The sequence below is a fragment of the Stenotrophomonas sp. HMWF023 genome (assembly GCF_003060985.1).
Taxonomy (GTDB): Bacteria; Pseudomonadota; Gammaproteobacteria; order Xanthomonadales; family Xanthomonadaceae; genus Stenotrophomonas; species Stenotrophomonas lactitubi.
Genome location: NZ_QAIJ01000239.1, coordinates 1 through 23,755, shown reverse-complemented (window position 1 = coordinate 23,755; position 23,755 = coordinate 1). Strand labels below are relative to the sequence as shown.

At 66.4% G+C, this 23,755-nt stretch carries 25 protein-coding genes; 16 read left to right on the top strand and 9 right to left on the bottom strand.

Annotated elements, in window-relative coordinates:
• Positions 1–36 precede the first annotated feature (36 nt).
• The 8 genes from DBR20_RS13190 (at position 37) to DBR20_RS13155 (ending at position 8,339) form a co-directional block, all read left to right on the top strand.
• The gene (locus DBR20_RS13190) at positions 37–1,203 is read left to right on the top strand and encodes an MltA domain-containing protein (RefSeq protein ID WP_108266495.1); all 1,167 of its coding nucleotides are present in this window, start codon (positions 37–39) and stop codon (positions 1,201–1,203) included.
• Positions 1,204–1,255: 52 nt separating this feature from the next.
• Positions 1,256–1,870, top strand: a complete 615-nt coding sequence (locus DBR20_RS22360) for a hypothetical protein (protein WP_219927811.1) — start codon at positions 1,256–1,258, stop codon at positions 1,868–1,870.
• Positions 1,871–1,977: 107 nt separating this feature from the next.
• The gene (locus DBR20_RS13180) at positions 1,978–2,280 is read left to right on the top strand and encodes a hypothetical protein (protein ID WP_108266494.1); all 303 of its coding nucleotides are present in this window, start codon (positions 1,978–1,980) and stop codon (positions 2,278–2,280) included.
• Between the two features lie 83 nt (positions 2,281–2,363).
• The gene (locus DBR20_RS13175; RefSeq protein WP_108266493.1) at positions 2,364–4,409 is read left to right on the top strand and encodes a TonB-dependent receptor; all 2,046 of its coding nucleotides are present in this window, start codon (positions 2,364–2,366) and stop codon (positions 4,407–4,409) included.
• Positions 4,410–4,519: 110 nt separating this feature from the next.
• A complete protein-coding gene (locus tag DBR20_RS13170) occupies positions 4,520–5,581 on the top strand; it encodes an ATP-binding protein (RefSeq protein ID WP_105164911.1) in 1,062 nt (353 codons plus the stop codon).
• Positions 5,574–7,022, top strand: a complete 1,449-nt coding sequence (ntrC, locus tag DBR20_RS13165; protein ID WP_108266492.1) for a nitrogen regulation protein NR(I) — start codon at positions 5,574–5,576, stop codon at positions 7,020–7,022. The genes DBR20_RS13170 and ntrC overlap by 8 nt, the downstream gene beginning before the upstream one ends.
• A gap of 93 nt (positions 7,023–7,115) precedes the next feature.
• A complete protein-coding gene (locus DBR20_RS13160) occupies positions 7,116–7,685 on the top strand; it encodes a superoxide dismutase family protein (protein WP_108266491.1) in 570 nt (189 codons plus the stop codon).
• A 33-nt stretch (positions 7,686–7,718) separates the two neighbouring features.
• Complete coding sequence (locus tag DBR20_RS13155) at positions 7,719–8,339, top strand: superoxide dismutase family protein (protein WP_108266490.1); 621 nt, start codon at positions 7,719–7,721, stop codon at positions 8,337–8,339.
• A gap of 76 nt (positions 8,340–8,415) precedes the next feature.
• On the opposite strand, the gene DBR20_RS13150 is transcribed toward DBR20_RS13155, so the two are convergent.
• Positions 8,416–9,303: a hypothetical protein gene (locus DBR20_RS13150; protein WP_108266489.1), complete on the bottom strand. Its 888-nt coding sequence runs from the start codon at positions 9,301–9,303 to the stop codon at positions 8,416–8,418.
• Between the two features lie 93 nt (positions 9,304–9,396).
• Here DBR20_RS13150 and DBR20_RS13145 point away from each other — a divergent pair, with 93 nt between their 5' ends.
• Complete coding sequence (locus DBR20_RS13145) at positions 9,397–10,692, top strand: acetyl-CoA C-acetyltransferase (protein ID WP_088100805.1); 1,296 nt, start codon at positions 9,397–9,399, stop codon at positions 10,690–10,692.
• Positions 10,693–10,849: 157 nt separating this feature from the next.
• Here DBR20_RS13145 and DBR20_RS13140 read toward each other — a convergent pair whose 3' ends face one another.
• The 3 genes from DBR20_RS13140 to DBR20_RS13130 form a co-directional block, all read right to left on the bottom strand.
• Positions 10,850–12,157, bottom strand: coding sequence for a heme biosynthesis HemY N-terminal domain-containing protein (locus DBR20_RS13140; RefSeq protein ID WP_108266488.1), 1,308 nt, complete (start codon positions 12,155–12,157; stop codon positions 10,850–10,852).
• 6 nt (positions 12,158–12,163) lie between these two features.
• Positions 12,164–13,144, bottom strand: a complete 981-nt coding sequence (locus DBR20_RS13135; protein WP_108266487.1) for a uroporphyrinogen-III C-methyltransferase — start codon at positions 13,142–13,144, stop codon at positions 12,164–12,166.
• Positions 13,145–13,248: 104 nt separating this feature from the next.
• Complete coding sequence (locus DBR20_RS13130) at positions 13,249–14,037, bottom strand: uroporphyrinogen-III synthase (RefSeq protein WP_108266486.1); 789 nt, start codon at positions 14,035–14,037, stop codon at positions 13,249–13,251.
• Between the two features lie 33 nt (positions 14,038–14,070).
• Here DBR20_RS13130 and DBR20_RS13125 point away from each other — a divergent pair, with 33 nt between their 5' ends.
• The 5 genes from DBR20_RS13125 (at position 14,071) to DBR20_RS13105 (ending at position 17,161) form a co-directional block, all read left to right on the top strand.
• Positions 14,071–14,538, top strand: a complete 468-nt coding sequence (locus DBR20_RS13125) for a YiiD C-terminal domain-containing protein (protein ID WP_089242022.1) — start codon at positions 14,071–14,073, stop codon at positions 14,536–14,538.
• A gap of 32 nt (positions 14,539–14,570) precedes the next feature.
• A complete protein-coding gene (locus DBR20_RS13120) occupies positions 14,571–15,002 on the top strand; it encodes a hypothetical protein (RefSeq protein WP_032978037.1) in 432 nt (143 codons plus the stop codon).
• Between the two features lie 57 nt (positions 15,003–15,059).
• The gene (locus DBR20_RS13115; protein ID WP_025875933.1) at positions 15,060–15,497 is read left to right on the top strand and encodes a rhodanese-like domain-containing protein; all 438 of its coding nucleotides are present in this window, start codon (positions 15,060–15,062) and stop codon (positions 15,495–15,497) included.
• A 99-nt stretch (positions 15,498–15,596) separates the two neighbouring features.
• Positions 15,597–16,115 (top strand): protein-export chaperone SecB, encoded by a 519-nt coding sequence (gene secB, locus DBR20_RS13110; protein WP_025875931.1) that lies wholly within the window; start codon positions 15,597–15,599, stop codon positions 16,113–16,115.
• 20 nt (positions 16,116–16,135) lie between these two features.
• The gene (locus DBR20_RS13105) at positions 16,136–17,161 is read left to right on the top strand and encodes an NAD(P)H-dependent glycerol-3-phosphate dehydrogenase (RefSeq protein ID WP_025875929.1); all 1,026 of its coding nucleotides are present in this window, start codon (positions 16,136–16,138) and stop codon (positions 17,159–17,161) included.
• Positions 17,162–17,257: 96 nt separating this feature from the next.
• Here DBR20_RS13105 and DBR20_RS13100 read toward each other — a convergent pair whose 3' ends face one another.
• Positions 17,258–17,713 (bottom strand): nuclear transport factor 2 family protein, encoded by a 456-nt coding sequence (locus DBR20_RS13100; RefSeq protein ID WP_108266485.1) that lies wholly within the window; start codon positions 17,711–17,713, stop codon positions 17,258–17,260.
• 129 nt (positions 17,714–17,842) lie between these two features.
• Between DBR20_RS13100 and DBR20_RS13095 the strand changes: the two genes are divergently transcribed.
• Positions 17,843–18,529: a hypothetical protein gene (locus tag DBR20_RS13095; RefSeq protein ID WP_108266484.1), complete on the top strand. Its 687-nt coding sequence runs from the start codon at positions 17,843–17,845 to the stop codon at positions 18,527–18,529.
• 30 nt (positions 18,530–18,559) lie between these two features.
• On the opposite strand, the gene DBR20_RS13090 is transcribed toward DBR20_RS13095, so the two are convergent.
• From DBR20_RS13090 to DBR20_RS13080, 3 genes are all read right to left on the bottom strand, one after another.
• Entirely contained in the window at positions 18,560–18,928 is a 369-nt protein-coding gene (locus DBR20_RS13090; RefSeq protein WP_108266483.1) for a hypothetical protein, read from the bottom strand.
• A gap of 466 nt (positions 18,929–19,394) precedes the next feature.
• Positions 19,395–19,754, bottom strand: coding sequence for a helix-turn-helix domain-containing protein (locus tag DBR20_RS23745; RefSeq protein ID WP_181393082.1), 360 nt, complete (start codon positions 19,752–19,754; stop codon positions 19,395–19,397).
• A 161-nt stretch (positions 19,755–19,915) separates the two neighbouring features.
• Positions 19,916–20,386 carry a DUF4265 domain-containing protein gene (locus tag DBR20_RS13080; protein ID WP_108266482.1) on the bottom strand — a complete coding sequence of 157 codons (471 nt, stop codon included), beginning with the start codon at positions 20,384–20,386 and terminating at the stop codon, positions 19,916–19,918.
• Between the two features lie 675 nt (positions 20,387–21,061).
• On the opposite strand from DBR20_RS13080, the gene DBR20_RS13075 reads away from it, so the two are divergent.
• The gene (locus tag DBR20_RS13075) at positions 21,062–22,783 is read left to right on the top strand and encodes a hypothetical protein (RefSeq protein ID WP_108266481.1); all 1,722 of its coding nucleotides are present in this window, start codon (positions 21,062–21,064) and stop codon (positions 22,781–22,783) included.
• A gap of 51 nt (positions 22,784–22,834) precedes the next feature.
• On the opposite strand, the gene DBR20_RS13070 is transcribed toward DBR20_RS13075, so the two are convergent.
• Positions 22,835–23,536, bottom strand: coding sequence for a hypothetical protein (locus DBR20_RS13070; protein ID WP_108266505.1), 702 nt, complete (start codon positions 23,534–23,536; stop codon positions 22,835–22,837).
• Positions 23,537–23,755 lie beyond the last annotated feature (219 nt).

Sequence of the window (23,755 nt, the reverse complement as noted above, 5' to 3'; positions counted from 1 at the left end):
GTCCTGCGCCATGCCCGATTGCACTACATTGGGGCAATGACTGACCTCATCGCCCCCTTCAACCGCACGTGCTGGAGCCTTCTTGCGCTTGCCGTGCTTGCTGGCTGTTCCACCACCGGCACCCGTCCCGAAGCGCCTGCCGCAATGAAGCCTGCCGCGACCTACGCCAAGGTCGACTGGAAGACGTTGCCGGCCGTATCCGATGCCGACCTGCAGGCAGGCTTCGCCGCCTGGCGCAGCAGCTGCACCCGGCTGAAGAACGATGCGACCTGGGCCAGGCCCTGCGCGACCGCCAGCACCGTGTCCGACAAGGACGCCAGCGCGATCCGCGCATTCCTGCAGCGCGATCTCGACGTCTATTCCCTGCGCGCCGGTGGCCATCGCGCCGACGGCCTGATCACCGGCTATTACGAGCCCATCTACCCGGGCAGCCTCACCCGCACCGACAAGGCCACCGTGCCGGTGTACGGCAAACCCGATGATCTGGTGGTGGTGCAGTTGGAGAGTCTCTACCCCGAACTGAAGGGCAAGCGCCTGCGCGGTCGCGTGGAGGGCAAGGTGCTCAAGCCCTACGACAATGCCGGCAGCATCGCCAGCAAGGGTGCCAAAGCGCCGGTGCTGGCCTGGCTGACCGATCCGATGGACCTGCAGTTGCTGCAGATCCAGGGCTCGGGCCGCGTGCGCCTGGCCGATGGCAAACAGGTGCGGCTGGCCTATGCCGAGCAGAACGGCCATCCCTATCGCGCGATCGGCCGCTGGCTGGTGGAGCAGGGCGAGCTGAAGAAGGAAGACGTCACCATGGACACGATCCGCGCATGGGCGAAGGCACATCCGGCGCGCGTACCGGAGCTGCTGCGCAGCAACCCCAGCTACGTGTTCTTCGTACGCAGCCCGGACAGCCCGGAAGGCCCGCGTGGTTCATTGAACGTGCCGCTCACCGCCGGCTACAGCGTGGCGGTGGATCGCACCGTGGTGCCGCTGGGCAGCCTGCTGTGGCTGTCGACCACGCGCCCGGACGGCACGCCGGTGGTGCGCCCGGTGGCCGCGCAGGATACCGGTGGCGCCATTGCCGGTGAGGTGCGCGCCGATCTGTACTGGGGCAGTGGCGATGCCGCCGGCAAGCTGGCCGGCGACATGAAGCAGCAGGGCAACCTGTGGATGCTGTGGCCGAAGGGTGTGGCGTTGCCGGTGCGTGGCGAGTGACATCCTGCCTGGACCGGTGACGGTGTAGGAAACTTCCCACCACCATTGAGTTTTGACCCTGATGACAGATGGTAGGTACGTCGCTGAGTGGATCAACCGGGGCAAGTCGATCCGGCAGTTGATCGAAGAATTGAACTCCTTCGAGGACCAGAATCTGCTGGTGGAGATGTCGCTCGACGCATTCCAGACCAGCTGGCCGATCAGCCTGGTAGGAAAGTCCGACGGTAAGTGTCTGCTCATGAACTTCGAGGGCGTCGGCAACACGGACAGGGGCAGCGTTGGCGACATCAATCACGCGAACGAGGCCGACGCTGGCACAGGCGACGCGCTGATTGAGTGCTCGGCCCTCGGTGAGCTGCCCGCCTGCATGGGTAGGCGCGTGCGCATCAGCGCCGTGTTGATGATCCATCACGGGCAGTGTTTCTTGCTGGACAGCGCCGAGCATCCCATTTCCGAGGAGCGCGTGGAGGTGTTTCACCCCGGCCTGGAACGCACGTTGGATGCAACTCTGGGCGGCTGGGTGGGCGGGCCGGCCAGCTACCTCGATGCCGTACAGCTGGAGGGCCGGGTGAATGCAGCTAGCACCCGGCGCTGGATCGCCTCGGTCAGCACACTGACCCGGCTCTCGGTCGAACGTAACGGTGTGGTCCACGTAATCGATCTCTGAAGTGGGGCAATGCCCCGGCTCAGGCCGCGATCATGATCAGTGCGACACTGGGCGATAATGGCGCCATTCCGAACCTTCCGGCCGCACCTGCGGCCAGGACAAATGCAATGAAATACGCAAAGAACAACGCAAAATCCACCACGAAGAAGTACTACAAGCACTGGGCCGAATCGGGCCTGGGCAAGGGCAACGTGCTGATGGAAGCCCGTGGCGAGAAGATCGTGCGCCAGGTCGAAATCTACGGCACCAAGATGGTCTGGGCCGATGAGCATGCCCACAGCGATGATCGTTTCCTGCTGGCTGACCAGCCGGTGTCGTTCATGGATTTCGACGAAGACGACGAGATCAGCGCGCGCGAGTTTGAGATTGCCTGGAAGAAGGCCCGGGAAGCCACCGGCTACCCCGTGTAAGGTCGAGGGGCCTGCAATCATCGGATGGCTGGCGGAATCGAAATGTTATAAAGTTTCATTTCCAGCATCCAGCCCGCCTCCCGATGAAGACTCCCACGCTGGTGGCCGCGCTCGCGGCCGCCCCGTTCGCCCCTGAAGCATTCGCCCAGTCCGCCGACGCCGCGCTCACCCTGGGCAAGGTTGATGTGCACCAGCACAGCGAGGGGCAACTGAGCGCGCACCAGGTGCTGACCTCGGTGGACGTGCTGGGCGCGGACCAGATCGAAAACCGCAATGTGTCGCACAGCTGGGAGCTGCTCGGGCAGATGCCCGGCATCCAGCTGACCGAAACCCGGCAGGGCGCCGAGTCGGGCAAGGTCAGCTTCCGCGCCTTCAACGGCGAGGGCTACCTCAATGCCATCAAGACGCTGATCGACGGCATCCCCAGCAACGTCAACAGCGGCAACCAGCGCTTCATCGACATGCTGTTTCCGCTGGAAATCAGCTACATCGAAGTGGTGCGTGGTACCAACGACCCGCGCTACGGCCTGCACAACATCGGCGGCAACGTGAACTTCGGTACGCGCCAGGGCGGCACCTACACCGACGCGCGACTGGCCTATGGCAGCTACAACACCCGCGATATGCAGCTGGCGGTGGGCCGCGAAGCCAACGGCTTCGCGCAGAACTATTTTGTCGGCACCCAGGCCAGCGACGGCTACCGCGACCACGACAGCTCGAAGAAGTATTCGCTGGGCGGCAAGTGGTTCTTCGGTTCGCTGGAGGACGGGCTGCGCATCGGCCTGACCGCGCGCGCCTACCATCACGAGGCCGACGAACCTGGTTTCATGACCGCGGAAGAGCTGCATGCGGGCCGCCGCCACAGCGACCTGCGCAACGCCAATGACGGCGATGACCGCGACATGCGCCAGTTCGCCGCGCACCTGGACATGAAGCTCAGCGACGCGGTGACCTTCGGCACGCGGCTGTACTACAACCGCTATGAAGACGACCGCCGGGTGACCTTCAGCGATCTGCCCACCGGCAATCTGCCGCGACAGCGCCGTGTGTGGGACGAGCGCCAGACCGGCCTGCTCGGCACGCTCACCTGGCAGGCCAACCCGACGCTTACCGTGGAGGGCGGGCTGAACTACGAGCAGCAGGACAACGGCTACATCCGCGAGCGCTACGCCTACGCCGAACCCACCGATTTCAGCCGTCCGCCGGCACGCGTGCAGAACAATGACCGCCACAGTTTCGACAACTGGGGCGCGTACGTGCAGGCGATCTACCAGCCAGCCGACGCATGGAAGATCGTCCCGGCCTACCGTGTGGACCGTTTCAGAGGCCACACCCGGTTGATGAACGGCACCGCCGGTCGCCTGCAGGACTACGGCAGCATCGGCCAGCCCAAGCTGAGCGTCATCCACAGCCTGGGTGAGCACACTCACGTCTACGCCAATTGGGGCCGCACGTTCCAGGTGCTGACCGGTTCCACCGCGCCGGCCTACCTCACCCCGGGGCAGGCACCGATGCAGCCCTCCACCAACACGGGCATGGAGCTGGGCCTGAAGTTCCAGCCCTTTGCCGGTAGCCAGGCCCGTCTGGCGGTCTGGCAGCAGGACGCGGAAAACGAAGTGTCCAACATGCCGGCCACCGGCACGACGGTCACGCTGGGCAAGACCCGTCGCCGCGGTGTGGATGCGCAGATCAGCGCGCAGCTGGGAGACGCCTGGACCCTGTGGGTCTCGCATGCCTACCAGGAGGCGAAGATCACCCGCGACGACCGCACGCCCGGCGTGTCGCTGCAGGGACGCGAAGTCGCGGCCACCCCACGCCACATCAGCAATCTCGGTCTGGACTACCAGACCAGCGATGCACTGCAGTTGGGCCTGCAGGCGCGTGCGCAGGGCGATTACTACCTGGAAGAGCGCAACGTCACGGGCAAGTTCGGCGGCTTCGCCGTGCTCGACCTCAGCGCCAAGTACCAGATCACCCCGGCCTGGAGCGTGGACCTGCAGCTGAAGAACGTCACCGGCCGTGAGTACGCCTACGCGTGGTACGACAGCTTCTTCTGGGACAGCGCCCGACCGATGTTCTCGCCCGCCCCGGGCCGCGCGGTCTTCGTCGGCCTCAACATGAAGCTGTAACCGCAACGCCGGTAGCGGTCGAGCTTGCTCGACCTGCGCAAGGGGTCAGATCCCTTTCCGACCGGAGAGGGCGCTGACCCCGTGCCCCTGTTTTGCACTACATTGGTGCAATGTCCGACCCCGCGCCCCCGCCGTCCCTCGATGCCCTCGGCACGCCGCTGGCCTGGGCCGGGCCCGATGGCCGCATCGCCGGCTGCAACCCGGCCTTCGCGCGCTGGCTGGGCGTCAGCGGCCGGCGCCTGCTCGGCCAGCCGTTGGCCGCGCTGGAAGTGCAGGGTGAGGCGCTGGCCCATTTCCTGGCACGCGATGAGCGCGACAGCCTGCGCCTGAACCGGCTGGCGTTGGCGCTGCCGGGCGAAGCCGCGCGTTTTGCCGAAGGCTGGATGAGCCGCCGCGACGATGGCGGCTGGCTGCTGGAGGCGCATCCGGTCGATGAGTTCCCCGGGCTCGACCCGACCCAGGCCCTGCCCAGCGCGCTCAGCGCAGCGCTGAAGGGCCTGGCGCACGAACTGCGCAATCCGCTGGCCGGGTTGAAGGGCGCCGCACAGCTGCTGGCCCGCCGCGCGGCGCAGCGCGATGCCAGCGAACGCGAACTGATCGACCTGATCGGCTCGGAGATCGAGCGGCTCAATGGCCTGCTCGAGCAGCTGCTGTCACCGGCACCTGCCGCGCCGCATGCGGCGCTGAACATCCACGCCGCGTTGGAGCGCGTGCTGCGCCTGGCCGAGAACGAGGCCGGCTGGGCGGTGCGCCTGCAGCGCGACTACGACCCCAGCATCCCCGAATTCGATGGCGACGCCGACCGCCTCACCCAGGCGGTATGGAACCTGGTGCGCAATGCCATCCAGGCCGGTGCCGGCAACATCACCCTGCGCACCCGCGTTGAACACGGTGTGCGCATCGCCGAGCAGCTGCACACCCTGGCGTTGCGGCTGGAAATCGCCGACGACGGCCGTGGCGTACCCGAAGAACTGGCCGAACACCTGTTCCTGCCCCTGGTCAGCGGTCGCGCCGAAGGCACCGGCCTGGGCCTGGCGCTGGCCCAGCAGGTCGCGCGCGAGCATCGCGGCACGCTGACCTACCGGTCGCGCCCGGGCCATACCGTATTCACCCTGCTGCTGCCGATCGGCAACGGCACCGCCACCGCCGAGGAGGCCCCGCGCGATGTCTGAGTCTTCCGCGTCCCCGCCGTGCATCTGGGTGGTCGACGATGACCGCGCCGTGCGCTTCGTGCTGTGCACCGCGCTGCGCGAGGCCGGCTATCAGGTGGTCGACTTCGACAGCGCCGCCCCCGCACTGCAGGCGCTGGCTGATAGCCCGCCGCCTGCGCTGCTGTTCACCGACGTGCGCATGCCCGGCGACGATGGCCTGGTGCTGCTGGACAAGCTGAAGGCCGCGCTGCCGCAGCTGCCGGTGGTGGTGATGTCGGCCTACACCGACGTCGCCAGTACCGCCGGTGCGTTCCGCGGCGGCGCGCACGAGTTCCTGTCCAAGCCGTTCGATCTGGACGACGCGGTGGCACTGGCCCAGCGCGTACTGCCTGCGGTGGCGCCGGCCATGGCCGCGCCGACTCCCGCCGCAGAAGCCGCCAGCGACCAGCCGCCGCAACTGGTGGGCGATACGCCACCGATGCGCGCGCTGTTCCGCGCCATCGGCCGCCTCGCGCAGGCGCCGCTGGCGGTGCTGATCATCGGCGAGACCGGCACCGGCAAGGAGCTGGTGGCCAATGCGCTGCATCGCGAATCACCGCGTGCGCAGCATCCGTTCGTCGCCCTGAACACCGCCGCGATTCCCGCCGAGCTGTTGGAAAGCGAGTTGTTCGGCCACGAGGCGGGTGCGTTCACCGGCGCGCAGCGGCGCCACATCGGCCGCTTCGAGCAGGCCAACGGCGGCACCCTGTTCCTCGATGAAATCGGCGACATGCCGTTACCGCTGCAGACGCGCCTGTTGCGTGTGCTCGCGCAGGGCGAATTCTTCCGCGTGGGTGGACGCGAACTGATCCGCGTCGATGTGCGTGTGGTCGCCGCTACTCATCAGGATCTGGAAGGCCTGGTCGCGCAGGGAAAATTCCGTGCCGATCTGCTGCACCGCCTGGACGTGGTGCGACTGCAGCTGCCGCCGCTGCGCGAGCGCCGCGAGGACATCGCGCAGCTGGCCACCACCTTCCTGGCCGCGGCCGCACGCAAGCTCGATACGCCGCCCAAGCGCTTGACCGCGGCTGCATTGCAGGCGCTGCGCGAGCACGACTGGCCGGGCAACGTCCGCGAACTGGAAAACGTGTGCTGGCGCATGGCTGCACTGGCCGCCGCCGACACCATTGGCGTGGCCGATGTCGATACCGCACTCAACCGCACCCGCAGCCGGCGCAGCAGTACGGCCGCCGGTGATCCGGGCCAATGGGAAGCGCTGCTGTCCGAATGGGCTCGCCGGCAGCTGGCCGAAGGCACCGAGGGCCTGCACGCACAGGTACGCGAACGGGTCGACCACGCCCTGCTGGAGGCCGCGCTGCAGATCACCCACGGCCGTCGCGCCGAAGCCGCCGCGCGGCTGGGCCTCGGCCGCAATACGCTTACCCGCAAGCTGGGCGCCGGTCGCCGTCGCGGTGGCCATTGAACGGTACCTGCACGCGATCCTCGCACCCGCTTGCCGAACTGTTGATCCTCCATGGACGATGCCGTCCGTAGTGTTACCTGCAAGGAGTCCTCGATGCGTTTGTCCTTCGCCGTTCTGCCGCTGTCTGCCGCCGTGCTCCTGTCTGCCTGTGGCAGCGCGCCGAAGAAGCCGCAGCCCACACCGCCTCCGGCAACGGTGGTCAGCACCGCCAAGCAGGCCGAAGCCAACCTCGCCCCTGCCTCGGCCAGCATCGTCAGTGGCCGCCTGGCGTTGATGGTGGAACCCGGCGGCGTGCACCTCACCGGTCTGGTGGGAGGCCTGCAGCCGATGCAGCAGGCCGGTTTCCACATCCATGAGCGCGGCGACTGCAGCGCGGTGGACGCCAGCAGCGCCGGCAACCACTTCAATCCCGCCGGTGTCGCGCACGGTCGTGCCGGCAGCGGCAAGCACCATCTGGGCGACATCGACAACCTGCAGGCCGATGCGCAGGGCCGTGCCAACATCGATGTGCATCTGAAGGGCGTTACCCTGGGTGGAGGCGCCGCCACGGATATCGCCGGACGTGCACTGGTGGTGCATGCCAGGGCCGACGACTATCGCAGCCAGCCCGCCGGCAATGCCGGCGTCCGCATCGCCTGCGGCGTGATCCGGGTAACCCGCTGATCACACCCCCGGCATTTCCCAAGGAGAGTTTCCATGCGTCTGATCCACACTTCGCTGTTCGCCGCCATCGCTGCACTGGGCCTGGCCGCCTGCAACCAGCAGCCGGCAGCGCCAGCCACCGAAACCCCAGCGGCCACCCCGGCTGAAGGCACTGCCGCCCCGGCTGAGCCGGCCGCGGCCCCGGCAGCCGCCACTGAAACCTCGGCCACCGCCGAGCTGGCACCGACCCAGGGCAATGAAACCAAGGGTTCGATCACCTTCAAGCTGGTTGACGGCAAGGTTCACGCGTCCGGCCAGATCACCGGCCTGAAGCCGGGCAGCGAGCACGGCTTCCATATCCACGAGAAGGGTGACTGCAGCGCGCCGGACGGCATGAGCGCCGGCGGCCACTTCAACCCGGGCAAGCAGGACCACGGCAACGTGGCCACCGATCCGCACCACGGCGGCGACATGCCCAACATCAAGGCCGACGACAAGGGCGTAGCCACCATCGATGGCCCGGTGTCGAGCAACGTCAACATCGGCAAGGGTGATGATTTCGACATCATCGGCCGCGGCCTGATCGTCCACGCCGATGCGGACGACTACAAGACCCAGCCGACCGGCAACGCCGGCGCGCGCCTGGCGTGCGCGGTGATCAACAAGGCCCCGTAAGAAACGGAAAACGCCGGCGCAAGCCGGCGTTTTTCAGTTGATCCGCCGGGCATGGCCCGGCGGCATTACCTGGACGTCAGCGCGCCAGCAGCTCGCGTGCGTCCTGGCCGGCTTCGCAATGCACGAACAGCACCGGTACACCGTGCGCTTCCAGCACCGCGGCCATCTGCCGCTGGCGCATCAGGAACTGCTCGTAGATGCCCTGCAGTCGCTCGCAGTCGCCTTTGCCGTGGTTGTAATGGGCGCACCAACCGGCCGGGTCGAACAGCGCCATGCGCGCTTCACCCTGCGTATAGCGCAGCAACGGCTCGGGCGCGTCACTCAGCCACTCATCCTGGCCCGGAGCCATGATCGCGGTTTCAATCAGCGGCCACAGCGCGGCCAGGCCCTGGTTGTCGTACTGCATCGACATCATCGCGGCCAGGTCGTTCACGGTGAAATAGCGCGCGTGCTCGACGCGTGCACCGAACGTGTTCTGTGCCATCAGCGCGGTATCGGCATGGGCCATGCCATTGGCCAGCAGCACCTCTTCCAGCGCATCGGCCACGGCCGCCGTGGTTGCCACCTCGCTGCCGGTCAGCAGGAACGGCACCACCCGCAGGCCACCGCCTACCAGGGTGGCGTCGGCCTGGAATGGCAGCGGCACATCACCGCTGGCATCGGCGCCGAAGGCCAGCACGCGCGGGCCCTGGCTGCGGCCGGGCGCGCGCATCTGCAGTTCTTCCAGGCGGCGATGGATCGGCCAGCCCGGGCGAAGCACTTCGGCCGGATCGAAATGGGCGGCGGCGAACACCAGGTCCAGCTCGGCCACCTGTGGCACCAGCTTGGACAGGTCGCGGCCGACGCGTTCGGCCAGTTCACCGGCCTGTTCAGCGCTGAGCACCGCCTGGCGGGGGATTTCGCCGCCGGCCAGTTCCAGGGCCAGCACGCCAAGGGCATTCATCGCAGGGTCGGGTTTGCTCATGGTTCCACGGTTGGCCCATCACAGGGCGGCAGCTACACTTGGCCCCATTATGCCTGCTCTGTCGTGCAGGCCATGTTGCAGACACCCTCATCCATGCCAGGTATCTCCATGCCCAACGCTCGTCCCGTCGCCATCCTCGGTGGCGTCCGCATTCCGTTCTGCCGCCAGAACACCGCGTATTCGGATGTCGGCAACCTCGGCATGTCGGTGCGCACGCTGGGGGCGCTGGTCGAGCGCTTCGGCCTGCACGGCCAGCAGCTGGGCGAAGTGGCGATGGGTGCAGTCATCAAGCACTCCAGCGACTGGAACCTGGGCCGCGAAGCCACGCTGTCTTCGGGCCTGTCGCCGTTGACCCCCGGCATCACCCTGCAGCGCGCCTGCGGCACCTCGCTGGACAGCATCATCACGGTTGCCAACAAGATTGCGCTGGGCCAGATCGAGTCCGGCATCGGCGGCGGTTCGGACACCACCTCCGACGTGCCAATCGTGTACGGCAAGAAGCTGCGTGCGCGCCTGCTGGCCGCCAACCGTGCCAAGAGCACCGGTGACAAGATCCGCGCACTGACCTCCGGCTTCAAGTTCGCCGAGCTCAAGCCGGAGTTCCCGGGCGTGGCCGAACCGCGCACCGGCAAAAGCATGGGCGACCACTGCGAGGACATGGCCAAGGAGTGGAACATCTCGCGCGACTCGCAGGACGAGTGGGCGGTGTCCTCGCACAAGAAGCTGGCTGCCGCCTATGAGCGTGGCTTCTTCAACGACCTGATCGCACCGTTCCGCGGCGTCGAGCGCGACAACATCCTGCGCGCCGACACCTCGCTGGAAAAGCTGGCGACGCTGAAGCCGGCCTTCGACAAGGTGTCCGGCCGCGGCACCCTGACTGCTGCCAATTCCACCCCGCTGACCGATGGCGCCGCTGCCGTACTGCTGGCCAGCGAAGAGTGGGCGCGGGCGCATGGCCACGAACCGCAGGCCTACCTGCGCGACGCACACGTGTCGGCCGTCGATTTCGTGCACGGCGAAGGCCTGTTGATGGCACCGACCGTGGCCGTGCCGGAGATGCTCAAGCGCAACGGCCTGACCCTGCAGGACTTCGACATCTACGAGATCCACGAAGCCTTCGCCGCGCAGGTGCTGTGCACCCTGCGCGCGTGGGAGAGCGAGGATTACTGCCGCAATCGCCTGGGCCTGGACGCGCCGATGGGGCGTATCGACCCGGACAAGATCAACCTGCTGGGTTCGTCGCTGGCCACCGGCCACCCGTTCGCCGCCACCGGTGCACGCGTGATCGCCACGGCGGCCAAGCAGCTGGCCGAGCGCGGCGGTGGCCGTGCGCTGGTGTCGATCTGCACCGCCGGCGGCATGGGCGTGGTGGCGATCGTCGAACGTTGATGCGACTGCCCTGGTAGATGCCAAGCTCGCTTGGCACTGCTCGATGAGCATCCACGCATGGCGTGGATCTACACACAAGAACGCCGCCCATTGGGCGGCGTTTTCGTTATACGGGTGTCACCGCGCGCCAACCAAGGTTGGCGTCTACCGAAGCCGGTTACGGCAACCGCGGGTTGCCGAACTCGTCGCGCTCTTCGTTGGCGTCATAGACCGGCGGCAACGGTGCAATCGACTGTTCTTCAACGGTCGCATGCAGCGGCGTGTCAGTGGCCGCTGCCGATGCCCGTACCAGCGCCACGCTGTCTTCGCCACGCTGCAGGCGCAGTGCGTTGGTCAGGCACTGCGCGGCCAGCACGTGTTCGCCACGCTGTGCGAAGGCTTCGCCCAGCGCCTCCCATGCAGGGGCGCCGGCACCAGCGGCGATGGCTTCATGCAGGAACGCGTCGGCGGCGTCCCACTGCTGCTGCGCCAGCGCGATGCGGCCCTGGGCCAGGCGCAGGGCTGCCGAATCGTCGTGCACGTTGCGCCAACGCTGCAGGTTGGCCTGGCGTGTAGCCAGACGCTCGGCCGGCAGACGGCCATACAGCGCCACCAGTTCGTCATCCCAGCGATGGTCCAGCGCCTGCTCAAGCGCCAGCAGTGCCGGTTCGTCCCAGTCCAGTGCAACCGCACGGGTGGCGTAGGCGGCAACCACGTCCGGGGTCGGTCGCAGCGCCTTCGGCGTGGCTTCCCATTGCGCAGCCAGGGCGTTGACGTCGCCCGCTTCCAGCAGTGCCTGCGCGGCCAGGCGTGCTTCCAGTTCGCTGCTGGCTTCGGCTGGCAGCACCTTGGTCTGGCGCAGTGCGCCCAGCTGGCCGTAAGCCTCGTGCGCGCGGCCAGCACGTGCCAGCGCTTCGGTACGCAGCCACAGACCGCGCGGCGGCAGCGGCTGGATCGCCGCCACGTCCAGTACGTTGATCGCATCCACCGGCAGATCGTTGGCCAGCAGCTGCTCGGCACGCAGCAGTGCCTGCAACGTCGCATCGCTTTCGCCCAGACGCTGCAGCAGCGCCTCGGCAGCGGGTGCATCGGCGCGCACCTGCGCGCTGCGCACGGCATTGGCCAGTGCAACCCCACTCACTTCCGGATCCTTGGCGGCGCCGTCCAGCAGCTTCTCAGCGCGCTGCCACTGGCCATGCTCGTACGCCAGCAGACCATCGATCAGGCGCACCCGGCCCTGCTTGCGGCGGTAGCGGCCCCAGGCACGGAACGGTGCGACGATCAGGCTCCACAGCAGCCACAGCACCAGCACGCCGATCACCGACAGCAGCGCCACCTTCGGCAGGTTGCTGTGGTAGTCGTAGCCGGCATAGCGCAGGGTTACTTCGCCGTAGCGGTTCAGGTCATCGGTGCCGAGCCATTGCGCGGCAACTACGCCAATGGCCACTGCCAGCAACAGCACGACCAGTGATTGCAGGGGTTTCATACGGGCTTACCTCCGGTCGGTCTGGGTACGCAGTTGTTGCAGGGTGCTGCCAAGCACGGTGTCATCGGCCTGCAATGGCAGCGTGCGCAGGGCATGGAGTTCAGCACGTTGCGCGCGCAGGTCCGGTGAATCCGGCCAGCGTCGCTGCGCCCAGAGATCGATTCTGTTCAGCGCGGCGTCGCGGCCGCTGCCATCGCCGCGCTCGATCGCGGCGCGGGCCAGGGTCAGTTCCAGCTGCAGCGCCGTGTCGATGGTGGTGCGCTCGGCCGTGGTCAGCGGGCCGTTCAGACGGCTCGGAGTGATGTCCACGAAGGGCGCCAGCGCGGCCTGCCACCACGGTTTTGCGGTGTTGTCGGCGGGCGTCTGCGCGATCTGCGAAGGCAGGCCCTGCAGGGCCTTGCCCAGCACGTCCAGGCGTTGCAGCGACTGCACGCGAGGGCCCGCGCCCAACGCATCCAGCGCGTTGCGTTCCTGCACCAGTGCCTGACGCAGGTTCAGGCCGTCGCTGTCGGGAAGATCGGCCAGTGCAGTGGCGGCCAGCGCATACAGCCGGCGCGAGCCTTCCACGTCATCGGCGAACGCCAGACGCTGCGCGGCTTGGGTCAGCAGCAGTTCGGCCTCATCGCGCTGCACCGCCTGGCGGCCCTGGTTGGCGCTGTCGGCCAGCTTGGCCAGGTTTTCTTCCAGCAAGGCACTGCGTTGCGACAGGCCCAGCATTTCGTCGCGCAGCACCCGATTGGTGGTGGCCGCATCCTGCAGGCGCTGGCTGGCAGCGCGCTGGTCGCGGCGCAAGGCCTCAACCGTGGCCTCCAGTCCCTTCAGCTGCACGGCGGTGGTCTGTGCCTGTGCCAGCTGGTCGCTCTGCTGCTTCTGCCAATAGTGGTAACCGGCATAGCCGCCCGCGCCAAGCACCGCCAGCACGGCAAGCGGCAGCAGCCAGCGCACGGGGCGATGGGGCGATGGAGCGGGCGGCAGAGTGTCGTTCATCGGGCTTCCTTGTCGGCGGCAACGCCGGAACAGATCCGGCAGGCAGCGTTGTGCACAGCATCACTGTTGCCAACGACACCGGCAAGCCACTGCCGGGTGCCTGTTCAGGTCGCTGCCGGGCCGGTGAGCGCCGTGTGTGCAGCGGCGATCAACTGAAGATGGGTGGGGCCTTCGCTGCGCACCACCCGGGTCAGCCCCAGTGCCTGCGCCTGCGCGCCCAGCCGCTCGCTGGCCACCAGTGCGATCGCGTTCGCCTGCAGCCGCTGCTGCCAGTGTGCAGGCAACTGCTGCCAGAAACGCTGCAAGGCCTCGCCACTGCTGACTGCCAGCAGCCAGGGCGTTGGAGATTGGGCCAAACGCGCCAGCATGCGCCGCGACAAGCGCAGCGGCAGCCGTCGGTAAACATCGGCGCGGATGATCCGTGCGCCTGCGGCCTGCAGTTCGGCGGCAATCAGCCCACGCCCGCCCGGTGCGGTCACCAGCCCGATCTGCATGCCGCGTACATCGCCCAGCACCGGCATCGCCAGCAGGCCCTCGCTGTCCATCCGCTGGGGCGCATGGACGTCGGCGACGCCGTGCGCCAGCAGCGCGCGCGCGGTGCCTTCGCCCACGGTCAGCCACGGGCTGCGTTGCGCTGCTGCCAGCGGTATCAGGCTGGCAGCAGCCGCGACGGCCGCCGGGCTGGTGAACACCACCCGATCGCCGGTCAGCGCCCGTTGTAATTGCTGCAATGCGGCAATGTCCTGCAGACGTTGCAGCCGCCAGGGCGAAAGCGCGACGGTACGGCCTCCCAGCCCTGCTGCGGCATGCCGCAGCGCCGCCTGCTGACCCTGCGGGCGCAGTGAGATCAGGGTCCAGCCAGTGGGTATCGTATGGTTGGCCATTCCCGTCATTATGCGGGCCCTTTGTTGTCGTGGTTGCTGCTGATGGCTGTTGATGCCCTGACCTCTTCGCTGGCTGCCCTGCAGGACGTGCTGGACTGCATGCCGGCGGTCCGCGCGATGCAGATCCGCCTGGATGGCTATGCCGACGGCGTGCTGCGCATCACCGCGCCGCTGGTGGCCAACGTCAACGACAAGGGCAACGCGTTCGGCGGCAGCCTGGCCTCGGTGCTGACCCTGTCCGGCTGGGCGCTGGTCAGCCTGCGCCTGCGCCTGGCCGGCCACGACGCCGAGGTCTACGTGGCCGACAGCAACCTGCGCTACCTGGCGCCGGTCTATGAAGACCTGCACGCCCACGCCGAAGCCACCGGAAGCGGCGCCTGGGATACCTTCCTGGCCACCTTCCGCCAGCGCGGCAAGGCCCGCATCAGCATTGTCGCGACCCAGCCCGGCGCCGATGGCAAGGCCGCGGCCGAATTCAGCGGTCGTTTCGTTGCCTTCGCCAAAGGGTAGGATGGCAGGCTGACGCCCTGCGGAACCCACCGATGCGCCGCCTCATCCAGATCCTCCTGTGTTCCCTGCTGCTGCTCAGCGCCGCCGCCGGTGCTGCCGCCGACGACCTCAGCCGCAAGCAGCGCAAGCTGCTGGAAGAGACCCAGATCGCCTACGGCGCCACCATCCGCTGGGGCAGCATGGACGACGCCATCGCCTATCTGGACCCGCAGCTGCGCAAGTCCAAGCCGCCGACCGAATTCGAGCTCAACCGCTATGCGCAGCTGCGCGTATCGTCCTACCGCGAGCGCAGCAGCGCATCGCTGGACGGGGGCCAGGTCGAGCGCCGGGTCGAAATCGGGGTGATCAACCAGAACACCCAGGCCGAGCGCACCGTGGTGGTCACCGAGCGCTGGCGCTGGGATCCGGAAGCCAAGCGCTGGTGGCAAAGCGCGGGCCTGCCGGACCTCTGGCAGGGGCAGTGACGGGGCGCGTCCGGCTTGTGCGACAATCGGCGCCCGCTTAATCGACCCGTGACCTGAGTGAATTACGAAGAGTTGCTGGCCTTCGCAGGCCGAAACCCGATGCTGTCCGCGGCCCTGGTCGGCCTGACCGTGGCCCTCATCGTCACCGAAATCCGCCGCCTGTTCCGGGGCTTCAAGGGCATCAAGCCCGCCGAACTGACCCAGCTGATCAACGCGGGCGGCACGGTGGTGGTTGATCTGTCGCCCAGCGCCGATTTCGAAAAGGGCCACATTGCCGGCAGCCGCAGTGCCCAGGCCAGCGCGTTCGGCCCCGAGCACAAGCTGGTGGCCAACGCCAAGCAGGCCCCGGTGGTACTGGTGTGCCGCAGCGGCAACGCGTCCGAGACCGCCGCCAAGGCGTTGAAGAAGGCCGGCTTCGAGAAGGTCTTCGTGCTCGACGGCGGCATCCCCGCGTGGCAGCAGGCAGAACTGCCGCTGGTCAAGGGCCGCAACTGATCGCAGGCGGTGGCGGAAGTGGCCTTGTTTGCGCCCTCCGCCGCCCCCATCGCAGTAATTCGACCATCGTTTTCATTGCATTCACTGGAGTTACTGGAAATGTCCGAAGAGACCACCAACGGCGCTGTCGCGCCGGTCGATGCCGCCACCGGCCCCGCGTTCACCGTCGAGAAGATCTACGTCAAGGACGTTTCCTTCGAGTCGCCGAATGCCCCGTCGATCTTCAACGACCAGGTGCAGCCGGAACTTCAGCTCAACCTGAACCAGCAGGTCCAGCGTCTGGGCGAGAATGCCTTTGAAGTCGTGCTGGCCGTGACCCTGACCTGCCAGGCCGGCGAGCGCACCGCGTACGTGGCCGAAGTGAAGCAGGCCGGCGTGTTCGGCCTGGTCGGCCTGGACCCGCAGTCGATCGACGTGCTGCTCGGCACCCAGTGCCCGAACATCCTGTTCCCGTACGTGCGCCAGCTGGTCAGCGACCTGATCCAGGCCGGCGGCTTCCCGCCGTTCTTCCTGCAGCCGATCAACTTCGAAGGCCTGTACGCAGAAACCCTGCGCCAGCGCCAGGAGCAGGGCGACGCACCGTCGCTGGCTGACTCCGAGCCGGCCGGCAACGCCTGATCCCGGCCGCGACGTCACGGATGAGCACTACCGCTGACAAGATTGCCGTACTCGGCGCCGGTTCCTGGGGAACCGCGCTGGCTACGCTGCTCGCCCGGCACGGTCGCCAGACCGTGCTGTGGGGGCGCGATGCCGCCGTGGTTGAAGCCATCGACCAGCGCCACGAGAATCCGCGCTACCTGCCGGGCATTCCGTTGCCGGAATCGCTGCGCGCCACCACCGACCTCGCGTCGGCGGTGGAGGGTGCCGCCTGGATCCTGGTGGTGACCCCATCGCATGCATTCGGTGAAACCGTGCGCGCGCTGGCGCCGCTGCGTCCGGCTGGTGCCGGCGTGGCCTGGGCGACCAAGGGCTTCGAGCCCGGCTCTGGCCGCTTCCTGCATGAAGTGGCGCGCGAAGTGCTGGGTGAGGACGTGCCGCTGGCCGTTGTCACCGGGCCGTCGTTCGCCAAGGAAGTAACCCTGGGCCTGCCGACCGCAATCACCGTGCACGGCGACGTGCCCGAGTTCGCGCAGACGGTGGCTGAGGCGATGCATGGTCCGGCGTTCCGTGCCTACACCGGCGACGACATGGTCGGTGCCGAGCTGGGCGGTGCGATGAAGAACGTGCTGGCCGTGGCCACCGGCGTGGCCGATGGCATGCAGCTGGGCCTGAACGCCCGTGCCGGCCTGATCACCCGTGGCCTCAACGAGATGCTGCGCCTGGCCGCAGCGATCGGCGCCAAGCCGGAAACGCTGATGGGCCTGGCGGGCCTGGGCGATCTGGTGCTGACCTGCACCGGCGACCTGTCGCGCAACCGTCGCCTGGGCCTGGCCCTGGGCCGCGGGCAGACGTTGCAGGACGCCATCCGCGAGATCGGCCAGGTGGTCGAGTCGGTACAGACCGCCGACGAAGTGATGCGACAGGCGCGCCGTCATGGCATCGACCTGCCCATCTCCGACCGCGTGCGCGCCGTGCTGCATGGCGAGCAGACCCCGGAAGAAGGATTGCGTGCGCTGTTGGCACGCGAACAGAAACCGGAGTATCCGGACACGCTGTTCAAGTGAATCGAAAAACCCCGGCCCAGCGCCGGGGTTTTTTTTGTGCGTGCGCGAAACCCATCCACGCATGGCGTGGATCTACTGTGGAACCCGTAACGCCAATCACCGCGACCGCGGCGGCGCGTTGGTGTTGTCCATGTCCGAAAAGATCATCCACGGCCCACCCGCCACCCGCTTCAACGTCAGCGTGAACTTCCCGGTATCGCCCACGTTGTTGCCGTAGGTGTAGGCACCGATGATGTAACCGGTGGTTTCCTCGGCGGCATAGGCCAGCGCGCGCAGCCGCAACGGGCTGCTTCCCTGGCCGGCATACGCTGCCTCGATTGCCGCGCGCCCGCGCACAGGCGGCTGGTTGCTCTGCAGGATGAAACCGTCCTCAGCGAACAGCCCCGCCAATGCCTTCGCATCACCCGTACGCCACGCCTGTTCGTAATCGCGCAGCACCCGATCCAGCGCAGCGGGCAGGGCGACATCGGCAACACGTGCGGCGGGCGAGGGTGCAGCCGATTCCTGCGCAACAACAGGCCCGGCCAGCAACAGGCCACTGAGAACAATCACGGCAAGTCTTGAACGGCACATGCGTCTGCATCCTGGCGGTGATGGAAGGCGTGACTGCCAGAGTATCCGTCTTGGCTGGCGGGTAGAATCACGCGGGCGCCAGCTGGGCGAATGCACACAGGACAGGGAATGACGTCTCGAATGATTGGAATGGCGGCGATGGTCGCGTTGCTGGCCGCCTGCACGCAGACACCGGCACCCGAACCGGACGCAGGCACCGCTGCCGCGCCCGCCGCTACCGTCGCACCGGCGACCGAAGCCTCAGCCGCCACCGCCACGGTGGTCGAGAGCGAGCCGTCCATCGAAGACGGCGTGGACCCTTCGGTGTGGGACAACGAAGGTGAGCCGGAAGGAGAGACCCCCGGCGCGGAGCTCACCTGCAAGGACAATCCGCTGGCCACCTATTTCTTCACCCTGGTCGGCGGCAACAGCGTGGACGACTGCGGCCGCAAGGACCCGAAGGTGCTGGCCGCGTTCAATGCCCTGATGAAGAACACTGCGGCGGCCGAATCGCCCGACAAGAGCATCCCCTCCCTGCGCGAACGCCTGCTGAGCGGTCCCAGCGGGCCTGGCGAACTGATGGTGCTGCAGGGCGAGCCGTGGTGGCTTTACACGGCCTGCCAGGCGCACCAGTGCCCGACCACCGCGCTGGCGATGCTGTACTCGCCGACGCAATCGAAGATGGTCGGTCGCCTTACCGCCCGCTGCAAAGTGTGGTGGCTGGGCGAGCCGAACGCGGAGCAGCGCGCCCTGATCGATCGCGAGCGACCGGTGGACGAGGCGATGCTGAAAGAAGACGGCGATTCCTGCGAGTGATGGGCGGTAACGCCGGAAGAGGTTCCGGCGTTATTCCTCCGGCCGCATCCGCGCGCTGACCTGCGCGGTCAGCGCCAGGCACGCCATCATCAACCCCTCCATCACCCGATCGCCCACGTATTCGTCATCCGGACCGTTCTGGCGGACCCGCTCGGCCGCCAGCAGCATCTCCAGCGCGATGCGCAGGCCTGCCAGTGCGCAGTCCGCGTCGGCCAGTGCCATGCGACGGCCAGGCATCTGGTGGCGCTCCGGCCAGGGTTGGCCATCGGCAGCTGTGCCTTTTCCAATCCGCGTCAGGGTGGCGATGAAAGCCGTGGGGTCGAGCGCAGGCGTTTGTTCCGGTGCCCTATCGTCCGCAGCGCGATAGGGGTGGGGGCGAGGGAATTCCGGTGTAGTCATGGCTGGGGCTCCGTGCAGGACAGACGGTAGCCGCCACACAAAGGTGGCGGGCGGAGACGTGGCTCGAAAACCGGGCTTCTGTTGAACCGGCAGGCACAAGGCCTCCACGCTCCGCCCGCCATAGCGGGCAGACGGATTGCCAGCCGGCGCCACACGGGGTGACGCCGGCCGGCAAGCGTAATCAAACAGAAGCACGGGTTTTCGAGGCCCGGCCATCTTCTCTTGATGGCCCGTCATCTGTACCGCTGCCACCGCGCAACGCCAATCAGAAGAGTTGCATTCAACGCTTGATGCAAGACGCTTTCGGCATTCTTGCATGCTGTTAAGCCGCCCCAGACGCCGATGGCGCAAGGGCCCTGAGTGATAGGGGAATATGCGACATGGGTCGTGGTTGCCGGCGTAGTGTGCTGTTACCTCAGCGAGGCAATGACGACAGAACTCCGCGATTGGGCGATACCATCTGGTTCTAATCGAGCTCTATGAGAAAGCGCGTGGCCATGGCAGATGGCACGACAGACGCCCCGACCCGCTTCAGTTCAACCAGTCCATAGCCTTCCATCATCCGAAGGGTGCGAGAAAGGCTCGGAACCTTGCGCCCGCATTGCTCAGACAGCTGGGTGAGGGACCTGGGTTGAAGTTCGCGTAGCAGGCGCAATAACCGGCGGTTCTCATCGCTCAATACTGCGGCCAGGGAAGACAGGGTCGAGAAGGCTATCGCCCCATCCGCAACCTGCGGTGGTGCCGATCTGTCCCTTCGCTCTCCGCCGATGACACAACGACGGAAGGTACTTTGGACTGGCGAACGGCGCGTGTCGGAATCTGTCATCGGTGCGAGATTGCTTTAGGACCGATCGATCATGTCTGGCTGAGGACAAGTTGGATTGAACAAACGGCGCATCTATGGCGCATCTGGTGGTCCGTGTCCTTCCGGCCAAGAGCGGATCCCCACCGCACGCTGATGCAGGCGTGCCGCCGACGGTGCTTGCTTCAGGTTGCGTTGTCGCCGTCCGGGTAGATCGCGACGTAACGCGGGGCCGCGTGCTCCCAGTGCGCCTCATGATGAATGAGGTACGCGCACACGGCTTGCAGGTCCACCGTGGCGGGAATGTTCACGGATATGTAGCGGTCGTTGGCGCCCTCATAGCTGCAACCCAGTGCTATCAGACCTTGGATTACGGCGTCAGACGAGTTACCTGGAGAGATGGGCAGGTCAAATATGATGCGAATAGTACGATTACCTGATGGCCGAACCACAGATTCAAAGGTTGGCATCCCCTCCGCATCGTTGAAGGGCGCAAAGACGATGTCCTCCCAGGAAACGTCGTAAGCGAAGAAGGGGGAGTTGTCCAGTTGATAGCGATCTTCGCCGATCGGGATAGCCCAGAGCGTCTCGACGATGACGCCGCCATCGCCGTCAGGCACTCGGAACAGGACCTTCGCTGTCGGGTTGCTGTTCAAATGAGTCTTCCCTGGATCACGTGCCTTGTGGCATGCATCATCGCAAAGCACCTGTACGAGCTCAATGTTTGCTTCCGGCCAGAAGCGTGCGTTCGTTAATTCAGAATCACGCCGAACCATGAAACGGCTTGGGCCGGAATGAAATATTGGGCCGGACCCCAGTCGAACAGGAGTGATCTGTTACTCGACTGGACCAAAGTGGAGAAGCACCCACGGCCTGAAGAGTGAGAACCCGGACTCGAGTTCCGAGAAGATTGCATTGAGCTGAGGCCGGATGGCGGAGAAGTGCCTGACCGGATCCGCGCGATTGCCAAGGGCGTGGCACTGGCGCGAATTGTTCTGTCCCCGCCGACGGCACGGGCAAAAGGACCATCGGCCGCGGCTCCAGCCGGACCGGCTAGAGCAAGTGCGAGTAGGAGCGTCGAGATCTGCCTCATGGGACCTGCCTGGTATCCGGACCCGTGGGGCCGGTTTTACGACTAATCCACAAAGCACCGTATGGCGGGTTTCACCCTTTGAACAGCGCGATTTTAGGGCGGCCCGGTTCGGGGTCAACAATCCAGCGTATAGCCGGATCCAGCGGCACGACCAGAGAGCCCGCCAAGCCCCAGTGCGGCGGCATGACTCGCCGGCCATGCTACGGTGTCGGCTCGACAGCACGCTGGCCGGTGCATCTTGACGCGCGCCCTTGAGTTTCTCTTCGTCTGTATCCTGGCGTGCTTCAGCGAGGACGCGCTGTCGTCGAATGACGCGCCGTTAGCTGAGACGCAGAAAGCCAGCAACCTGAGCGACACAAGCAGCGGGCAGGGGCCGTTCACGCACCCCATCAATCGGCAGGCGGATGCGCCGCTGGTTGCGATGGAAAACGACGGCAAGCGCTTGCAATACGGTCTTTACCGCGAACGCGGTGCCACCAGCGCACGCAACATCGTTCCGGATTTTTCCCGCGCAGGTTATCGGGGAGGTGGCGTCAACCTGCCCGACCGAACGAGCATTCCTGTGATCGAAGTTCTCGAGCCAAACACCAATGGTGACGATTACCCGCGCATCCAGGCTGCGATCGACGCGGTCGCCGCACGGTCCAGCGACCACCGCGGCCTGCGCGGTGCAGTCCTGCTGCGGCGCGGTCGCTACACGCTGAGCCAGACGCTGGTCATTCGATCCAGCGGCGTGGTGCTACGTGGTGAAGGTCGCGGTGCCGACGGCACAGTGATTCGCTCTGGGGTCCGCGAGCAGCAGGGCAGAATCATTGATCTGGGTGAGAAGGAATCGGCGGCGCCACGCGCAGCCCACGACGCGCGTCGAACCGCAATCACCATGGACTACGTACCTGTGGGAGCAATGCGGATCACGGTGAAGTCTGCAGCGGGCTATCGCGTTGGCGACACTGTGGCCATCGTCAGGGAGCCCAATGCCAGATGGCTCGGCCCCGAAGGTATCGATACTGCGCGCTACCGCTGGACCCCCAGCGACTATGCGGTGTACAGCGAACGGGTCGTTACCGCGGTGAAGCATGAGACGCTCACTCTCGATGCCCCGATCATGGATGCCATCGAGACGCGCTTCGGTGGCGGCAGCATCTACCGCACGAACCCCAGCCGCATCTCCGAGGTTGGCGTCGAAGATCTGCGCGTTGAGGGCAATTCTGAAACCAGTACGGTCAACGGCACCGCCGATACCGGCCCGTTCACTGCCATGCGTCTCGGCGCGATTCGCGATTCGTGGGTACGCAATGTCACCGTGCGTTATGTGTCACATGGGTTCGTTACCCGAAGCGGCGCCTACTTCAATACCCTCCAGGATATTGCCTATCTCGACCCGCGCTACGGCGAAACCCAAGGCGCGCGCCGCTATGTCTTCCTGTATGAGGGAAACTCCGCCTTCAACCTCATCCAGCGCTGCTACAACCAAGGTGGTAGACATACTTTCGTCATCGGCGCGCGGGTACCTGGTCCCAACGTATTCCTCGATTGTCTCGCTGTAGGCGACAGCAACGACAGTGGTCCGCATCACCGCTGGTCCACCGGCATTCTGTATGACAACACCAAGGGCTACATGCTGCGCGCACAGAACCGGCGATACAGCGGAACGGGGCACGGTTGGGCGGGCGCACAGCAGATGTTCTGGAACACCGAGCACGACATCTACGTCGTCCAGGCACCGCCGTTTGCGATGAACTGGAGCGTGGGACAGGTCGGCACCATCGCCGCCGGCAAGTTCCCGCCAGAGGAGCCGGCCGGCATCGTGCAATCGATGGGGCAGGTCGTTGCGCCACGCAGCCTGTATCTGCAGCAGTTGCGTGATCGCCTGGGCGAACAGGCGGTGGTCAATGTCACCACCCCCGAGCAACGTAAGGGGCGGATCTGGGACAGCCTGTCATCCCGGGGTGGAGAATAGGAAACCACCATCACTGCGCCGCAGAGCAGAGCCAATAGGCCGCCGTGCCCATCATTTGCGGGCGTGTCGCGCGTCCTTTTCATCGTCGCCCTTCGCAGCTGCGCGACTCTGCGCGAACGCTGGGAACGTTTCTTCGATCGAGTCCTTGTCCGGCAGCACGTAGAACACGCCGCCCTTCTCGAACGTGGAATGCACGATCTGCTCATAGAACGCAGGCGAGACGTTGATGCAGCCGTGGGTGACACGGTTGTCGTCCGGCGTAACGGATGCCAGTCGCTCGCTGCGCTTCTCTTTCGGGGTGCCCGGGGGAAGCGGGTGCATCGACACGGCGGAATCGTAGTCCACCCACAGCACGCGTCCGGCGTCCTCGGACGGGCCATAGCCGCCAATGAAACGGCCAGCCGGGGTGGTGCGGTCGTGGCCGGGAATCGCGCTCAGTGCGAGCTTGGCGACGCCGGGCGCCGAGTGATCGCCGATGGCCGAACCAAACAATGCCGGTGCCGCGCCGCGCAGCTTGCCGTCACCGCCGAAGACCAGTACCTGCGCGGCCGCCTTGTCCATGATCGCGAACGGATAGCCCTGGTTGTCCTTGCTGGCGACGACCCAGCCGGCCAGTGCAATCACGGTCTCGGACACTTCTTGGCCCTGCGGAAGTTCATCGGCGGCGTTGGCCGTTTCGGCAGCAGGTGCTTCTTTTGCTTCCTTGCCATTCTTGGCACTGGCCACGCTGGTGCCTGCCAATGCCAGCGCGATGGTCAGCGCGGCCGACACGGCCCGGCGTACAGGGAATGAGTACGTACGAATGGGACGGCTCCTTCGGATGAAGACCGAGAGGCTGAAAGACACCAGTGGCCGGTGAAGGCCACTGGTGTCTGGTTCAAGCGTTCATCAAATGGTGAGTGAGAGAGCGGTTACCCGCGCGGCTTGCGGCCCGGGACCCTTTCGAGCTGCTGTACGCGGCCTTCAATCTGA

Coding starts and splice junctions, on each gene's coding strand:
- DBR20_RS13170 (WP_105164911.1), top strand. CDS start 4,520: ATGTCCGACCCCGCGCCCCCGCCGTCCCTCGATGCCCTCGGCACGCCG.
- DBR20_RS13105 (WP_025875929.1), top strand. CDS start 16,136: ATGAGCACTACCGCTGACAAGATTGCCGTACTCGGCGCCGGTTCCTGG.
- ntrC (WP_108266492.1), top strand. CDS start 5,574: ATGTCTGAGTCTTCCGCGTCCCCGCCGTGCATCTGGGTGGTCGACGAT.
- secB (WP_025875931.1), top strand. CDS start 15,597: ATGTCCGAAGAGACCACCAACGGCGCTGTCGCGCCGGTCGATGCCGCC.
- DBR20_RS13190 (WP_108266495.1), top strand. CDS start 37: ATGACTGACCTCATCGCCCCCTTCAACCGCACGTGCTGGAGCCTTCTT.
- DBR20_RS13130 (WP_108266486.1), bottom strand. CDS start 14,037: ATGACGGGAATGGCCAACCATACGATACCCACTGGCTGGACCCTGATC.
- DBR20_RS13150 (WP_108266489.1), bottom strand. CDS start 9,303: ATGAGCAAACCCGACCCTGCGATGAATGCCCTTGGCGTGCTGGCCCTG.
- DBR20_RS13180 (WP_108266494.1), top strand. CDS start 1,978: ATGAAATACGCAAAGAACAACGCAAAATCCACCACGAAGAAGTACTAC.
- DBR20_RS23745 (WP_181393082.1), bottom strand. CDS start 19,754: ATGACAGATTCCGACACGCGCCGTTCGCCAGTCCAAAGTACCTTCCGT.
- DBR20_RS13125 (WP_089242022.1), top strand. CDS start 14,071: ATGGCTGTTGATGCCCTGACCTCTTCGCTGGCTGCCCTGCAGGACGTG.
- DBR20_RS13160 (WP_108266491.1), top strand. CDS start 7,116: ATGCGTTTGTCCTTCGCCGTTCTGCCGCTGTCTGCCGCCGTGCTCCTG.
- DBR20_RS13155 (WP_108266490.1), top strand. CDS start 7,719: ATGCGTCTGATCCACACTTCGCTGTTCGCCGCCATCGCTGCACTGGGC.
- DBR20_RS13175 (WP_108266493.1), top strand. CDS start 2,364: ATGAAGACTCCCACGCTGGTGGCCGCGCTCGCGGCCGCCCCGTTCGCC.
- DBR20_RS13090 (WP_108266483.1), bottom strand. CDS start 18,928: ATGACTACACCGGAATTCCCTCGCCCCCACCCCTATCGCGCTGCGGAC.
- DBR20_RS13120 (WP_032978037.1), top strand. CDS start 14,571: ATGCGCCGCCTCATCCAGATCCTCCTGTGTTCCCTGCTGCTGCTCAGC.
- DBR20_RS13095 (WP_108266484.1), top strand. CDS start 17,843: ATGACGTCTCGAATGATTGGAATGGCGGCGATGGTCGCGTTGCTGGCC.
- DBR20_RS13140 (WP_108266488.1), bottom strand. CDS start 12,157: ATGAAACCCCTGCAATCACTGGTCGTGCTGTTGCTGGCAGTGGCCATT.
- DBR20_RS13145 (WP_088100805.1), top strand. CDS start 9,397: ATGCCAGGTATCTCCATGCCCAACGCTCGTCCCGTCGCCATCCTCGGT.
- DBR20_RS13135 (WP_108266487.1), bottom strand. CDS start 13,144: ATGAACGACACTCTGCCGCCCGCTCCATCGCCCCATCGCCCCGTGCGC.